Annotated in this window: 12 protein-coding genes; 4 read left to right on the top strand and 8 right to left on the bottom strand. The window is 66.6% G+C overall.

Annotated features, from left to right (window positions below):
• The first annotated feature begins 525 nt into the window (after nt 1-525).
• Complete coding sequence (locus tag A7V84_RS12865; protein WP_231940112.1) at nt 526-1185, top strand: hypothetical protein; 660 nt, start codon at nt 526-528, stop codon at nt 1183-1185.
• Nucleotides 1186-1191: 6 nt separating this feature from the next.
• On the opposite strand, the gene A7V84_RS12860 is transcribed toward A7V84_RS12865, so the two are convergent.
• The 6 genes from A7V84_RS12860 to A7V84_RS12835 form a co-directional block, all read right to left on the bottom strand.
• Nucleotides 1192-3390, bottom strand: a complete 2199-nt coding sequence (locus A7V84_RS12860; RefSeq protein WP_063491364.1) for a heavy metal translocating P-type ATPase — start codon at nt 3388-3390, stop codon at nt 1192-1194.
• 5 nt (nt 3391-3395) lie between these two features.
• A complete protein-coding gene (locus A7V84_RS12855) occupies nt 3396-4484 on the bottom strand; it encodes a c-type cytochrome (RefSeq protein ID WP_025513595.1) in 1089 nt (362 codons plus the stop codon).
• A 17-nt stretch (nt 4485-4501) separates the two neighbouring features.
• Nucleotides 4502-5272: a c-type cytochrome gene (locus A7V84_RS12850; RefSeq protein WP_033534554.1), complete on the bottom strand. Its 771-nt coding sequence runs from the start codon at nt 5270-5272 to the stop codon at nt 4502-4504.
• Nucleotides 5269-5916, bottom strand: a complete 648-nt coding sequence (locus A7V84_RS12845) for a cbb3-type cytochrome c oxidase subunit II (protein WP_025513593.1) — start codon at nt 5914-5916, stop codon at nt 5269-5271. Before A7V84_RS12845 ends, A7V84_RS12850 begins: the two co-directional genes overlap by 4 nt.
• Entirely contained in the window at nt 5913-7460 is a 1548-nt protein-coding gene (locus A7V84_RS12840; protein WP_025513591.1) for a cbb3-type cytochrome c oxidase subunit I, read from the bottom strand. The genes A7V84_RS12845 and A7V84_RS12840 overlap by 4 nt, the downstream gene beginning before the upstream one ends.
• A 165-nt stretch (nt 7461-7625) precedes the next feature.
• A complete protein-coding gene (locus A7V84_RS12835; protein WP_157988193.1) occupies nt 7626-8435 on the bottom strand; it encodes a TlpA disulfide reductase family protein in 810 nt (269 codons plus the stop codon).
• A 197-nt stretch (nt 8436-8632) separates the two neighbouring features.
• On the opposite strand from A7V84_RS12835, the gene A7V84_RS12830 reads away from it, so the two are divergent.
• Complete coding sequence (locus tag A7V84_RS12830) at nt 8633-9292, top strand: response regulator (RefSeq protein ID WP_025513587.1); 660 nt, start codon at nt 8633-8635, stop codon at nt 9290-9292.
• Nucleotides 9289-10656 carry a sensor histidine kinase gene (locus A7V84_RS12825; RefSeq protein WP_025513585.1) on the top strand — a complete coding sequence of 456 codons (1368 nt, stop codon included), beginning with the start codon at nt 9289-9291 and terminating at the stop codon, nt 10654-10656. Before A7V84_RS12830 ends, A7V84_RS12825 begins: the two co-directional genes overlap by 4 nt.
• Before the next feature lie 16 nt (nt 10657-10672).
• Here A7V84_RS12825 and mnmH read toward each other — a convergent pair whose 3' ends face one another.
• Nucleotides 10673-11776, bottom strand: a complete 1104-nt coding sequence (mnmH, locus tag A7V84_RS12820) for a tRNA 2-selenouridine(34) synthase MnmH (protein ID WP_063491363.1) — start codon at nt 11774-11776, stop codon at nt 10673-10675.
• Between the two features lie 202 nt (nt 11777-11978).
• On the opposite strand from mnmH, the gene A7V84_RS12815 reads away from it, so the two are divergent.
• Nucleotides 11979-12938 carry a Bug family tripartite tricarboxylate transporter substrate binding protein gene (locus A7V84_RS12815; RefSeq protein ID WP_025513580.1) on the top strand — a complete coding sequence of 320 codons (960 nt, stop codon included), beginning with the start codon at nt 11979-11981 and terminating at the stop codon, nt 12936-12938.
• 39 nt (nt 12939-12977) lie between these two features.
• On the opposite strand, the gene A7V84_RS12810 is transcribed toward A7V84_RS12815, so the two are convergent.
• The gene (locus A7V84_RS12810; protein WP_025513578.1) at nt 12978-14261 is read right to left on the bottom strand and encodes a cystathionine gamma-synthase family protein; all 1284 of its coding nucleotides are present in this window, start codon (nt 14259-14261) and stop codon (nt 12978-12980) included.
• Between the last annotated feature and the right edge of the window lie 68 nt (nt 14262-14329).

Here is a 14329-nt window from a genome sequence, read left to right as displayed (position 1 = left end):
TCGCAAAACCCCACAAGCTCACGCTTGTGGGGTTTTGTCTTTTGGGGCCACGGAAAACCCAGCCCCCGGCCCGCCTCGGGCCAGCCCGCGCGGCGATCCCTCTGCCTGCGCTTACCCCTCGCTGTACCGCCTCTGGTGTCCTCATGGCCGCGATCGTCGGGCTTCGTCGCCGATCTGCGCGGTTCCCGCCCCTGTCTGCCTGCGCTCGTGAACGAGATCACGCAGCCGACCCTGGCCGGATGTCGCGTCGCCGGTGAGATTGCTTGAGTCGTTCGGCGGGGCTCGTGACATTCTGTATCATTGCGTGTTGCGTACAGAGAATAGGGGCTAGCCCTGGATTTCGTACGCTGACGTACGTCTCTCGCCAGGCCGGTTCGGCCTGGCTTCGTGCCGGCTGGCGTCGGCCGTGGGCGGTCTGCTGTCGAGATCTCGCAGCGCTTGCCCGGACTAGGCGCCGGCAGGCGTGAACAGACGTCCCGGGACATTTTTTTTGCAGGAATATCTATGCGTATGGGATACAGGGGAATGATGGCAGCCGCATTGCTCGCAGGTCTGTGGGCACCGGTGCAGGCGGCCAAATTGGATGAGGTATTCAACGGCAAGATGCTGGGCGCGACGCAGCGCTACCTGGAGTCGGTGGCCGGGGTGCCGCGCAGTGAATTTGGCGATGTGCATGAGTTCGAGGTGCAGGGTTGCCCGGTGGAGGCCACCATCGTCGCCGGCCAGGCGCAGGCCTTGCGGCTGGAGATCGGCCCGAAGTGCCAGCCCGACCTGTCTTCTTTCATCGACGCTTATGCGCCACCCAAAAATCAGGCCCTGAGTTTCGGCGGCTTCGAGAAAACCGCCGGCCCGCTGAAATACATGGCGGACTGCCTGATGTCCTGCGGCAATGCTGCGGATCCTGTGGTGTATGGCTTCTGGGATGGTCCGCGTGCAGCGCAATTTCTGCAGGTGCTGCTGGAGGCCGAACAAGTCGAGGATGCCGCGCTGTCGGCGGCCGGCGACTGGGAGGCACAGATGCTCAAGGCGCGCGGCGAGGATTACGTGATGGACCTGGGCTTCAATTGCGATGATCAGTTCAATGCGCAGGCATCCAAGGCGTTCAAGGCCGTGAAAGCGACGGCAGTGACCATCGGGCATGACCTGGCCGTACCGCAAGCCCTGACACAGGCTTGCCCAAAGTAGGCTGCCCTAGGCGGCGGCCGTTGAGACAGGGCTGTGGCCGGGAGGGCTGCCGCGCATCAGCCTGCTGGTATTGAGCAGTACCGACAGGCTGCTCAACAGCATGGCCACGGCGGCGGCGAAGGGAGTAACCCCGGTCGCAAAGAATAGAGCGACCACCGCCACGTTGTAGATCAGTGAGAAGGCCAGGTTTTGGCGGCCGATGCGGACCATGCGCAGGGCAATGCGGCGCGCCTGCATCAGCGGCGCGAGGCCGCCTTGAGCGATGACCACGCCCGCGGCCGCGACGGCGACGGTGCTCGCGCCCGGTATGGCCACGCCGCAGGCGGCGCTGGCCAGCACCAGGCCGTCATTGGCGCCATCACCCACGAAGGCTGCGCTTTCGGTGCGCAGCAGGGTGGCTTTGTCTTCCGGGCTGGCCTGCGCGTGGATCTGCTCGAATGGCACGCCCAGTTCATGTTGCAGGCTTTGCGCGGCGGCGGCAGTGTCGCCGGTGATCAGCCAAAGTCTGGCACCTTGCGCCCGCAGGGCCTGCAGCGTGCCCCTTGCTTCCGGTCGCAGGCTGTCATGAAAGTGCAGGGCGCCCAGCCAATTCGCATCGCGCGCGATATGGATGACGCCCGGCTCATCCTGAGGCACGGCCTGCACTCCGCACTCCAGCAGCCAGTCGCGTGCGCCGACGCGTATCAGGGCGCCCTCGTCGGTCTGCATGGAAACGCCGCGCGGGTGCGCGCGGTGTTGCGTGGCGTTGCCATCGAGGGGCAGCTCGCGTTGCGCTCCCGCGCGGCGCAAGGCTTCGGCGATCGGATGGCTGACCACGCTTTCGGCTTCGATGGCCAGGCGCAGGAGCTGGTCTTCGGTGCAACCCGGGGCGGCGTCGATCGCGCGCAGGGCCAGCTTTCCGCTGGTGAGGGTGCCGGTTTTGTCGAAGGCGATGACCCGGGCCTGTGCCAAGCCTTCGACGCTGACCGGGTCGCGCAGCAGGATGCCCTGTTCGGCGGCCTGCCGGCATGCCAGGGTATAGGCTAGCGGCATGGCCAGTCCGACCGCGCAGGGGCAGGCTGCCACCAGAATGCCCAGGGCACCGAGAATGGCACGATCGGCCGGCATGCCGATCCAGAGGTAGCGCGCCAGCGCGGCCAGGGCGACCACCAGCACGATGGGCAGCAGCCAGCGCACGAAGCGTTCGGCGGTTTCCGAGAGCGAGGATCGTGCGCCAAAGAGTTCCAGCATGCGCAGGCCCAGCAGATCGATCCGGCGCTGGCCCTGGACGGCGGTCACGCGTAAGGTCAGCGCGCCTTGCAGGTTGACGGTGCCCGCCAGCACAGTGTCGCCCACGTTGGCCGGGGCGGGCAGGGATTCTCCCGTCATGAGAGAACGGTCCAGCGTGCTGGAGCCGGCGATGACTTCACCATCGACGGCGATACGCTCATTGGCGCGCACCAGGGCGGTGTGGCCCACCTGCACTTCGTCGAGCCGGCAGACGCGCGGCTCGGCGCCGGGTTCATCGATCAGGGTGACGACCTCGGGTGCGAGTTGCTTGAGTGCGTCGACGGCAAGCCGGCTTTGTTGCCGGGCATGGATCTCGATCAAGCGGCCAGCCAGCAGGAAGGTGATCAGCATGGTGGCCGCATCCATGTAGACCTGGGGCCGGCCTTCGAGCAGTTCCCAGAGCGTGACCAGCACGGAACCGAATACGCCCAGGGTTATGAGGGCGTCCATGCCGGCCAGGCCGGCGCGCAGCGTGCGGCTGGCGGCGCGGTAGAAGTCCAGGCCGGCATAACCGACCACGGGTAGCCCGAAGGCGAAGACAGCCCAGGCTATGCCCAGCGCCTGACCATTTTCCAGCTGATCGGCGTTGAGATACAACACCCAGGAACCCAGCATGCTCCACATGCCGAACACCACGGCGATCAGCAATTGCATGCGGATGCGCGCCGCCTGGCGCGCCAGCGCGCCGTCATCGGCGCTTTGCAGCGGGGCGAGTTCGTAGCCCAGCGCTTCGGCGCGGGCGAAGACCTCGGTGAAATCGATGCTGTCTGGATCCCAGGTCAGCAAGGCTGAGCCGGAGGTGAAGTTCACGCTGGCCGAGGTCACGCCTGGCAGGCGCAGCAGGACCCGCTGCAGGACCATGGCGCAGCTGGTGCACCAGAGCCCGTGGACGGCAAACACCATGCGGCCTGCCGGGCGGACCTGCTCCAGATCCATGACGCTTAGCGGACCGACACGCCGGTGCCGAGCAGCCAGCCGTTGAGCTCCTTGCCGTAGTAGCTTTCTTCGCCGGCATGGAAGTCGCGCGCAGCTTCGGCTACCGTGCCGGTCTGGCGTGGATCCTTGGGCCGTTCATGGCTGTTGAGATAGGCGGCGACGTCCCAGGCCTGCTGGTCGGTGAGCGAGTATGGCTTGCCCATCGGCATGTTGGCCTTCACGAAACCGGCTGCGGTATCGATGCGGGCCATGCCGGCGCCCCAGTTGTACGACAGCGGGCCCCACAGCGGCGGGAAGGTCACGCCGTCCTGGGCGTTGCGCGTGCCCTGGCCTTTGTCGCCATGGCAGAGCGCGCAGTTCTGCTCGTACACGGCCTTGCCACGCGTCAAATCATAGCCATCCTTGGGTTTGGGGACTTTCGGGTACAGGGCGCCGGGGAGTTTCTCGCCGGCAGGCGCGCCATCGGCCAGCCAGGCCATGTAGGTAATGAGGTCCCGGTAGACATCGCTGCCCGCTTCGGGCGCGTGGCCAGAGGGCGAATCCTGCGCATTCATGGAGTACGTGAAGCAGCCCTGGATCCGGTCTTCGAGCGTGCTGATGCTGCCGGTCTTGCTCCGATAGGCGGGGTAGGCGCCGTAAGCGCCCCACATCGGCGCGGAGTGTTCGCGCCGGCCTGCGTCGATGTGGCAGTTGACACAGGCCATGGCGTTGCCGACGTTGGCTTTCACCATCACGCCGGTCTGGGTGAAGATGTCGCGTCCGCGCTTGACGGCATCGCCATACGGCCCTTTGGGCAGGTCGGCTTCGGCGGGCGGGATGTAGTAGCCATCGGCGCCCACCGGCATGCGCGGCGGGGCCGCGCCAGTCGGATCCTTGGCGTAGGCCTTGCGGTCGGCATACATCTCGGCGCGCGAGTAGGGCGGCGCCGTGACGGCCTGCGTGACCTGGCCGCCGATCATGGCGTAGAGATCGCCGAAGACGCCGGTCTTGTAGATGCCGTAGCCGGCGGCGAACAGGCCCAGGCCGAAGATCGTGGCCTTGGCCAGGCGTGCGGGCAGCGAGCCTGCGGGTTTGCCGTTGGAGTCTTGGTTCATGAGGCTGTCTCCGTTGCTCAGGGGCGAATGGACCCGAAGTACTGGGCGATGGCCCACATGTCCTGGTCGCTCATGCGCGAAGCGATGTCGTCCATGAGGCGTTGCGGCGAGTTGTGGCGCTCGCCGCCTTTCCAGGCTGCCAGCTGGTTGAACAGGTATTCGGGTTGCTGGCCGGCCAGCGGCGGGAAGTCCGCACCCACGCCTTCGCCGTTGGGGCCATGGCAGGTCACGCAGGCCGGAATGTTGAGTTTCCAGTCGCCATAGCGGCTGAGCGCTTCGCCACGTTCCAGGGCGGCGCCCAGGTCGCGCGCTGGCGGCGGCGGCACAGGCAGGTTGGCGTAATAGCGTGCCACGGCTTCGATGTCGGCCGGCTCCAGGTGTTGCGCCACATAGCGCATCGAGCCATTCAGGCGCGAGCCGTTGGCGAAGTCTTGCAACTGTTTGGCCAGGTAGGTCTGCGGCAACGCGGCAAGGCGCGGTGTCAGGCCGGCGCCTTCGCCACGGGCGCCGTGGCAGGAAGCACAGCTCCAGACAGCGTCGTTGCCCTGGGTGACCAGCAGCGGCGCCGCCGGGTCGGGCGACTGCGGGCCCAGCGGCTCAGTGATCTGCCCGAGCTCGTTGTCACGTACCGGGTGCAGGTCATTGATGTAGCTGAAAGCGCCCCAGACGGCCAGCGCGATGAACAGCGCCAGCAGAAACAGCGGGATGGGGCGGGATTGTTCCCAGGGATCGAAGGCCGGGTCGATCTGATCGACGCGTTGCGGTTTGCTTTGTTTTCCGGTGTTCATGGCTGCCCTTTGCCTGCAGGCCGGATGGTGGGGTCATAACCCTGGTCGCGCATGCCGGCTTCCGTCGGGGTCACCGGGTAGTTGCGATTCAGGCTAAGGAGGTAGTCGACCAGATCCAGCGCCTGCTGGCTGGCCACGACCACGCCGCCGTCCTTGGGACGGTACGCGTCGGGTAGCTTGACCACGACGTCGCCCTGCGCGGGCTTGTCCTTGACCTCGAAGAGGTAGGGGTAGGCCGGCATGATGCTCCAGTCGAAGATGGCGCGCGGCTGGTACAGGTGGGTGAGCTGCCAGTCACGGCTGGGCAGGCGGGTACCGACGTTCAGCAGGTCCGGCCCGGTGCGCATGGTGCCCAGCAGGTGAGGCGAGTCATAGGTGTAGTCGCCCGGCGTGGACGCCCGGCCCCAGCCGCGCGACATATCCGAGAGCGTCTGGCCGGTCGAGCGCGGTTGCTGGCTATGACAGTAGACACAGCCGTTGGCAATGTAGACCTCGCGGCCGCGCAATTGCTCTACGGTGTAGTTCTGCAGCCCTTGGGGCGCCTCGGCGCTGCGGATCTGCCAGGCCGGCAGCAGCACCAGGAAAATCGTCGCGAACACCAGGATGGCGACGGCGCCGATCAGGAGAGAGACGACGCGGTTCATACGGCTCCTTTGCGCTGGCCACAGAGCAGCGCGAAGACATGGGCGCCGAAGATCAGGTGGCCCAGGGTCATCAGGCCACCGCCCAGGGAGCGGCCCTCAAGGTAGGGAAGGATGTCGCGCGTGATCTGCGCAAAGCTGGTGGTGACGTCCATCAGCTGCATGCCCTGGAAGAAGCCACCGATCGACAGCGACAGGAAGTAGATCGCAAAGCCGATCACGGTCAACCAGTAGTGCAGCGTGATCATGCGCGGCCACGGCCAGCGCTTGCCCGTCAGGTGGGGCAGCATGTAGTAGAAGGCGCCGAACATCACCACCGACACGAAGGCGTAGGCGCCCAGGTGCGCATGGCCCACGGTGTAGTGGGTGAAGTGCGTGATGGAGTTGATCGAGCGCACCGCTTCCAGCGAACCCTGAAAGGACGCCGCGGTATACATCAGCGCACCGGTCCAGACAAAGCGCAGCGCCATCGATTGCTTGAACGCCCACAGATTCTGCAGCACGGTGACGTGCTGGTTCAGGGCGACGGCGATCACGGGGATGAACATCATCACGCTGTGCACCACCGACAGCGTCACGACCCAGGTCGGGACGGGGCCGCCGATCAGGTGGTGGATGCCGACCTGGCTGTAGAACAGCGCCAGGCCCCAGAAGCCCAGCAGCGACACGCTGTAGGAGAAAATGGGCTTGCCGATGATCTTGGGGATCAGATAGTAGGCCGTGCCCACGCCCAGCGGCGTGAGCCACAGGCCCAGCACGTTGTGTGCGAACCACCAGTTCACCGTCGCCTGTTGCGCGCCGCTGTAGATGCCAGGGATGTTGGCAATGAAGAACAGCATCGGGAACCAGGCCAGACCGGCCAGAAAGTACCAGCCGGTGACGTAGATGTGGTTCACCTGGCGCTTGCGTGCGGTGGCCAGCGCCGACCAGGCCAGGAACAGGCCGCCCACCGCCAGGATGATGTCGATCTGCCAGGGGATCTCCAGCCATTCCTGGCCGTCGTTCCAGCCGCTGGCGATGGCGATGCCGCCGGCGGCCACGCCGATGGTCCAGATCACGCCGCCGACGATGGCTGCGCCGGGACGGTGCAGAGGCGTGCGGAACATGCGCGGCAGGATCCACAGCATGACGGCAAAGCCGGCCACCGAAAGCCAGCCATAGGCGACCAGATTCAGGTGCACTGTGCGGGCCCGGCCGAAAGTGGTGAAGGCCAGGTCGGACAGCCAGTCCGGCATGTGCAGCTTCAGGGACGCGATCATGCCGAACAGCGAGCCGACGATCAGGAAGATCGTCGCCACGCTCACCAGCGTGAGCACGACCTTGCGCCCGGGGCGGTCCACGCCGGCGCGCTCGGCGTCATAGCGGTGGTCGTCGGCGGCCGAAGAAGGGTCGTCGAGATGGCCGGCTTCGCCGTCCAGGAAAATGGTCGAGGCTTCGGCTTTCCCTGCGCTTATCTGGCGATTGACGATGGCCCAAATCAATACGCCCAGAGCGGCCAGGGAGACGACGAAGCTCAACGCCAGCAGGATTCCCAGCGTGGTGTTCATTTAGCTCTCTTTCCCGTGAAGATGCGTGAAGCGCCCGGGCCGCGCGGGCCGGGATCCAGTTGTCGGTGCATGCTTCCTCCTGCCTCGGTTGAATCGAGTTGTTATCGAGGCGTTACCTGCCCGCAGGATAGAAGGAGAGAATTAACGCGGCATTAACAGCGCGCCTCAGGGCGCGCTTTGTTGTTTGAGCTTCAGGATGTGGTCGGTGAGGGTGGCGCGCGACAGTTCTCCCATGCGCACCCCGGCCAGCTTGCCCCGGGCATCGAAGAACAGCGTGGTGGGCAGCGCGCCCGATCCGTAGATGCGCGACCATTCGCTGGCCGGGTCCAGCCAGACATGCTCCAGGGGTTGACCCAGCCGGTCCAGAAACTGCTGCACCGCTGCCGGCGTTTCTCCCTGGTTGAGAAACACCATGTTGATATCCGGATGCTCTGCCTGCACTGCGGCGAAGGCCGGCATCTCCCGCTGGCAGGGCGGGCACCAGCTGGCCCACAGGTTGACCACCGTGGGCTTGCCCAGCAGGCTTGCCGTCTGGTGTGGTTCGCCCTGCACATCGGCGAAACGCTGTTCGTGCATCGGGCGGCCCGCGTCGGGGTTGGCCGGCAACAGCACGCCGCTCAACCACACCAGGCTGGCCGCGCTCATTGCAACCAGCAGGTTGCGCCGCTGGGCCGGGCGACGATACAGCAGCCAGGCGGTCACCAGCCAGGCGCAGGCCAGGCCGACCGGCCAGGACCAGCCACCATCGCGGATATTGAAGACCGACCAGGGCTGGCTTCGGTAGGCCGGCAGGTTCATCAGCACATAGGCCGTCCGCGCACCCAGCAGCGCGCTGCACAGCAGCAGCATGTCCGGCAGCCGGGGGGAGGCGGCGGTGCGCAGCAGGCGCTCGACCAGCAGGGCGGTCGCCAGGGCCGCCAACAGCAGCAGCACGGCGTTGGGCAGCACCAGCGGGCCGATCGTGGTCATGCCCATGCCAGCTCCGTGCAGACAGGCGGGCGGACCGGGGCAGGAGATAGAAACAGGCCGGCAGGCGGCATCAAGGTCGTGTGCATGGGCGCGATTGTGCCGCGAATGGATTAAGCCAGGGTTAGTCCCCGACTTTTTTAACATTCCACCAGGTAATAAACTTATTGTTATTGGTTATTTAAAGATCCTGGGAGTAATGGCGAATGCGCATCTTGCTGGTCGAAGACGATATGCTGGTAGCGCAAGGCATTCAGGCTGGCCTGGGATTACAGGATTTCGTGGTCGATGCCGTGGGGAGCGCCGAACTGGCCGACTCGGCGCTCATGACCTCGCATTTCGATGCCTGTCTGCTGGATCTGGGCCTGCCCGATCGCGACGGGATGTCGTTGTTGCACCAGTGGCGGCTGCGGCAATGCAGCGTGCCGGTGCTGGTCCTGAGCGCGCGCGATCATCCTTCGCATCGCGTGCAGGCCCTGCAGGCCGGCGCCGATGATTTCATTCTCAAACCCTTCGACCTGGATGAACTGGGCGCGCGCCTGCATGCCGTGATCCGACGCACGGCCGGACACAGCGCCGACCGTATCCAGCATGGGCCGCTGACCGTGCATCTGGCTTCGGGGGCCGTCTGGCTGCATGGCAAGGAAGTGGCGCTGGCGCGCCGCGAACTGGGGGTGCTGCGCGTGCTGTTGCAGCATCCTCAACAGATACTGACCGCAGAGCAGCTGCGCGATAGCCTGTATGGCTATAGCGACAGTGTCGAAAGCAATGCCGTGAACGTGCACATCCATAAGTTGCGCCGCAAGCTGGGTGCCGGCATTGTCGAGACGGTGCGAGGCCTGGGCTACCGGCTGGGCGAGCCATGAGCCTGCGCGCCCGGCTGCTGGCCTTGCTGGGCCTGACCTGGTTGCTGCTGGGCGGCACCATGATGATATGGATGTATCACCGCGCCGCCGATCAGCTTGACGAGGCGCTGGACTCGCGTCTGGCGGCCTCGGCCAACATGGTGGCGCGCCTGATTACGCAGTGGCCGCAGCCGCAGGCCGATGCGCCGTTGAAGGATCCGGCCTCCATCGATGTGCTGGCGCGCGACGGTGTGGCGTGCGAGGTCAGCGAGTGGCGTGCCGAAGTGCTGACCCGCACGCTGGCGCGCACGCCGGGCAGCCCCAAGCTGCAGGCTGCCGCCGATGGCCTGGCTTACCTCGATCAGAAGGGGGTGCGCTGGCGCACCTATGTGCTGGAGCAGGGGGATCTGCGCATCGCCACCGCCGACCGCCTTGATCTGCGCGACAGCCTCAAGCGCGAGGTAGCCCTGACCGCTTTGCTGCCTTTCGGGGTATGCCTGCTGGCCGGGCTGGGCTTGCTGTGGCTGGGCATCGGGCAGGGGCTCGCGCCGCTGGAGCGGGTGCGGCGGTTGCTGACGGCCGATGTGCCTTTGCAGCGGCTGGATGTTTCCCAGGCGCGCGTGCCGCGCGAACTGCAACCGTTTACGCAGACCATCGATGGACTGCTGCAACGCATGCGGCTGGCCCTGCAACGTGAGCGCCGTTTCGCCGACAACGCCGCCCACGAGATCCGTACCCCGCTGACGGTGGTCAAGACCCATTTGCAGATCCTGGAGCGGCTGGCGCCGGCCGAGGTCAATGCCGCCTGGCGGCAGTCGCTGGGCAGCGCGGTGCAGGGCGCCGACCGGTTGCGCCACCTGATCGATCAGTTGCTCGCCTTGACGCGAGCCGAGTACTCGTCTGCGGGCGAGGATGCCGGGCTGCAAGGCGATCCCGCCGCGGCGGCGGGGCCGGCGCAGACGCCGGGTTGCGAGCTGCCCTATGCCCTGGGGCTGGCGCTGGAGGGGCTGGAGCGCTCGCGCCTGGAGCTGCGTCTGCCGCCGGCCGGCCTGCGGGTGGCGTTGCCGGCGCCTCTGCTGGCCAGTGCGGTGCGCAACTTGCTGGACAATGCCCTGAAATACTCGTCGGGATCTGTGACCCTGACCGCCCGGGCGCAGGACGGCGAGATCGAGATCCAGGTGTGCGATCAGGGCGCCGGTCTGGATGAAAACGCCTTGCGCCTGGCGGTCGAGCCGTTCTGGCGCGGGGGCCAGCAGGTCGAGGGCAGCGGCCTGGGCCTGGCCATCGTGGCAGCCATCGCCCGGCGGTTCGGCGGGCGGCTGAGGCTGGAAAATGCGCCCGGCGGCGGCTTGCGCTGCCGCCTGATCGTGCCGCGCGGGCCCTAAAGCGCAGCCGGGCGTCTCAGGCCTGCCGGGCGCTGGCGCGCAGATACTCCAGCACGGCCTCGCGTTCGCCGGCAAAGACGATGCGCTCCTGCTTGAGCGTACGTTGATAGGCATACATGGGGTCGTAGTACTGCGCCAGCAGGCCGGCGATCCATTCCCGGTGCAGGTCGACCCGGCCGCTGCGGCCTTGCTCGGCCAGGGCGGCATCCATGCTGGCGGCCAGCTGCCGATGGCGCAGGCCGCCCAGCCGTTTCTGGATGCGGTCCAGACTATCGCGCAGACGTCGGGCAAAGTCCTCGAAGCCTGCCTGCGGACCGGCCTGTTGCTGCAAGGCGGCGCACAGATCGATCACGTAGTCGCGCAGGATGCGTTCGATGCGCTGCTCGCGGCTGTCTTCCAGCCATACCATCGGGCTTTGCTGCATGCGCCGATACAGCCCGGCTGGCAGGCTGCAACTGCCGATGGCCTGCCCTTCGTCTTCGACCACGAAGCGTTGCCAGCCGGCATGGCGCTTGCGCAGCATATCGATGGCCAGTTGATTGTCGAAGTCGATCTGCGCGGGTTGGGGCTCGGCCTGGCGGCCAAAGCTGGAGCCGCGATGGCGGGCATGGCCTTCCAGATCCAGGCTGTCGGGCAGCCGTTGCAGCACCTCGGTTTTGCCGGTGCCGGTCATGCCGCCCAGCACCAGCAGGCCGCATTCGGCCACGCCACGCTCCAAGGTGTCGAGCAGCAGGCTGCGCATGGCTTTGTAGCCGCCTTCGATGCGGGGGTAGTCGATACCCGCTTCGGTGCGTAGCCAGGTCTGCACGATCTGCGAGCGTAGCCCGCCGCGAAAACAGTACAGATAGCCCTCGGGGTGGGCGCGGGCGAAGTCGGCCCAGGCCTGCAGGCGCGCTTGCCGCAAGGGACCGCTGACCAGGCGATGGCCCAGCTCGAGGGCCGCCTGCTGGCCTTCGCGGGCGTAGCAAAGACCGACCTGTTCGCGCTCGCGATCATTCATGAGGGGCAGATTGACTGCGCCGGGAAAGGCCCCCTTGGCAAACTCCACGGGGGCGCGGGTATCCATCAGGGGCAGCGTATTCAGGAAGAGGGCGGGATCTGGCTTGCGGTCGGCGCGCATGGAGGGGGAATTCCGGATTCAATGAGGTGGGATTGTAGGGCCGGCGGCGGCGTGCAGACTTGAAGCAAAGCTCAATTGCTCCTGCGGCGGGGGCTGCATAGACTGGCTGAACCGTCCGTGGCGGCTGATGCCGTGCATGCACGGCGGCCGATGCCATATCCCAACCAGGCTCCTTCAGAGAGCCCACTATCAGGAGACAAGTATGAACAGACGGCAATGGCTGGCGCTGGCGGCGCTGGCGCCGATGGGGCGCGTGCTGGCGCAGGCGACGTATCCGGCGCAACCCGTGCGCCTGGTCGCGCCGTATGCGCCTGGCGGTACGGTCGATATCCTTTCGCGCCTGCTGGCCGAGCCGTTGCGCAGCGGCCTGGGCCAGACTGTGATCGTGGAGAACCGGGGCGGCGCGGGCGGCACGCTGGGCGCCGACATGGTGGCCAAGGCGCGCGCCGACGGGTATACGGTGCTGTTCGGGGCGGTGCACCATGCGATCGCGCAGTCCGTCTATCCCAAGCTGGGCTACGACATTCGCGAGCTTACCCCGGTGGGCTTTCTGGGCCGGGTCAACCATGTGCTGATCGTCAACAAGGATCTGCCGGCAAACAATGTCCAGGAGCTGGTGGCCTTGCTGAAAGCCGATCCGGACAAGTACAGCTACGCCACGCCGGGCGCCGGCACCATGCAGCACCTCATGGCCGAGTATTTCAAGGATGCCACCGGCACCGAGATGACGCATGTGCCCTACCGGGGCTCGGCGCCGGCCATCGTGGACATCATCGCGGGCAACGTGCACATGATGTTCGAGACCATGCCTTCTGCGATTCAGCATATCCGCGCAGGCAGCGTGCGGGCCATTGCGGTGACCTCGTCGCAGCGTTCGGCCCATCTGCCCGATGTGCCGACGGTGGCCGAGAGCGGCGCGCCCAACTATGACGCCACCAGCTGGTATGGCATCTTCGCGCCGGCCGGCACGCCGCCGCAAGCCGTGGCGGCCTTGAACAAGGCCATCAATGCCGGCTTCGCGGACCCGGCCTTTACCCGGCGCTGGGTGGAGATGGGCGCCGAGGCAGGGGGCGGCACGCCCGAGCAGTTGGCCGAACTGACGCGCGATGAGGTCGCGCGATGGGCGGAGGTGGCCCGCCGCGCCAATATCAAGATCGGCTAGGCGGGCGCGCAGCGGCCCGGCCGGGGCCGCTGCGCGGGGTCACGATTGCGCCAGCGCCTGTTGCAGGTCTGCCAGCAGGTCGTCTTCATGCTCCAGGCCGATCGACAGGCGGATCAGGCCTTCGGGTACGCCCGCTTGTTCGCGCAGTTCGGCCGGCACGCCCGACTGGGTGGTCGAGGCCGGATGGCAGATCAGGGACTCGGTGCCGCCCAGGCTGACCGCCGACTTGAACAGCTGCAGCGCGTTGATGAATCGGAAGGCGCGCGCCCGGCCGCCATCGAGCACAAAGGAAAACGTCGAGCCGGGGCCGCTGCACTGGCGGCGGTAGACGGCCTGGTAGGCGGGATCTTCGATGGTTTCGGGATGCAGCACCTTGATCGGTTCGGGGGCCTCATGGGCCAGCCAGCGGGCCAGCTTGCTGCCGGACCGGGCGGCATGGCGCATGCGCAGCGAGAGCGTCTCCAGCGAGCGCGAAATCATCCAGGACGAGTGCGGATCGAGCTGCGAACCCAGGGCGCTGCGCAGCGAACGCACCCGATCGATCAGGGGGCGGCTGCCCGTCACGCCGCCGGCCACCAGGTCGCTGTGACCGCCGACATACTTGGTGAGCGAGTACACGCAGAGATCTGCGCCATGTGCCAGGGGCTTCTGGAACACCGGGCCCAGCAAGGTGTTGTCGCAGACGATCAGGGGGCGATAGCCATGGCGCGTTTCGAAAGCGTCGACCTCGGCGCGCAGGGCCTGCAGATCGACTAGGGTATTGGTCGGGTTGGCCGGCGTTTCCACATAGCACAGGCGCACCGGCCCCTGCGCGGCGGCTTGCTCCAGCGCCTGACGCATGGCTGCCGGGGCCAGCCCGTCGGCGAAGGTGTGGGCGCCGATGCCCCAGGACGGCAGGACCTTGGCGATCAGCGTTTCGGTGCCGCCATAGAGCGGCGAAGATTGCACGACCTGGTCGCCCGGTTTCAGGAAAGCGAACAGCACGGCGCTGATGGCCGCCATGCCGCTGGCCGTCACGGCAGCGGCTTCGGCGCCATCGAGCAGGGCCAGGCGGTCTTCGATGATCTCCAGGTTGGGGTGGTTGAAGCGGCTGTAGACCAGACCGGCCGATGAGCCCTCCGGCACCGGTTTGCGTCCGGAAACCAGGTCAAAGAACTCGGCGCCGTGCTCGGCGCTGCGAAAGGCAAAGGTAGAGGTCAGGAAAACCGGCGGCTTGACCGCGCCTTCCGACAGGAAGGGGTCGTAGCCATACGACATCATCAAGGTTTCTGGATGCAGTGCACGTTCGCCGATGTGGGTTTTGTGATGAGCGCTTTTCGACATGCGTAGAAATTCCCCGGTGGATGATTGCGCGCCGCGAGGGGCGTTGGGTGGGCGGGAGGGCCGGGGAT

Source organism: Bordetella trematum (genome assembly GCF_900078335.1).
In the GTDB taxonomy this organism is placed as follows: Bacteria; Pseudomonadota; Gammaproteobacteria; order Burkholderiales; family Burkholderiaceae_B; genus Bordetella; species Bordetella trematum.
This window is presented reverse-complemented; position numbering and strand designations above follow the sequence as displayed.

Coding starts and splice junctions, on each gene's coding strand:
- A7V84_RS12865 (WP_231940112.1), top strand. CDS start 526: ATGATGGCAGCCGCATTGCTCGCAGGTCTGTGGGCACCGGTGCAGGCG.
- A7V84_RS12860 (WP_063491364.1), bottom strand. CDS start 3,390: ATGGATCTGGAGCAGGTCCGCCCGGCAGGCCGCATGGTGTTTGCCGTC.
- A7V84_RS12855 (WP_025513595.1), bottom strand. CDS start 4,484: ATGAACCAAGACTCCAACGGCAAACCCGCAGGCTCGCTGCCCGCACGC.
- A7V84_RS12850 (WP_033534554.1), bottom strand. CDS start 5,272: ATGAACACCGGAAAACAAAGCAAACCGCAACGCGTCGATCAGATCGAC.
- A7V84_RS12845 (WP_025513593.1), bottom strand. CDS start 5,916: ATGAACCGCGTCGTCTCTCTCCTGATCGGCGCCGTCGCCATCCTGGTG.
- A7V84_RS12840 (WP_025513591.1), bottom strand. CDS start 7,460: ATGAACACCACGCTGGGAATCCTGCTGGCGTTGAGCTTCGTCGTCTCC.
- A7V84_RS12835 (WP_157988193.1), bottom strand. CDS start 8,435: ATGGGCATGACCACGATCGGCCCGCTGGTGCTGCCCAACGCCGTGCTG.
- A7V84_RS12830 (WP_025513587.1), top strand. CDS start 8,633: ATGCGCATCTTGCTGGTCGAAGACGATATGCTGGTAGCGCAAGGCATT.
- A7V84_RS12825 (WP_025513585.1), top strand. CDS start 9,289: ATGAGCCTGCGCGCCCGGCTGCTGGCCTTGCTGGGCCTGACCTGGTTG.
- mnmH (WP_063491363.1), bottom strand. CDS start 11,776: ATGCGCGCCGACCGCAAGCCAGATCCCGCCCTCTTCCTGAATACGCTG.
- A7V84_RS12815 (WP_025513580.1), top strand. CDS start 11,979: ATGAACAGACGGCAATGGCTGGCGCTGGCGGCGCTGGCGCCGATGGGG.
- A7V84_RS12810 (WP_025513578.1), bottom strand. CDS start 14,261: ATGTCGAAAAGCGCTCATCACAAAACCCACATCGGCGAACGTGCACTG.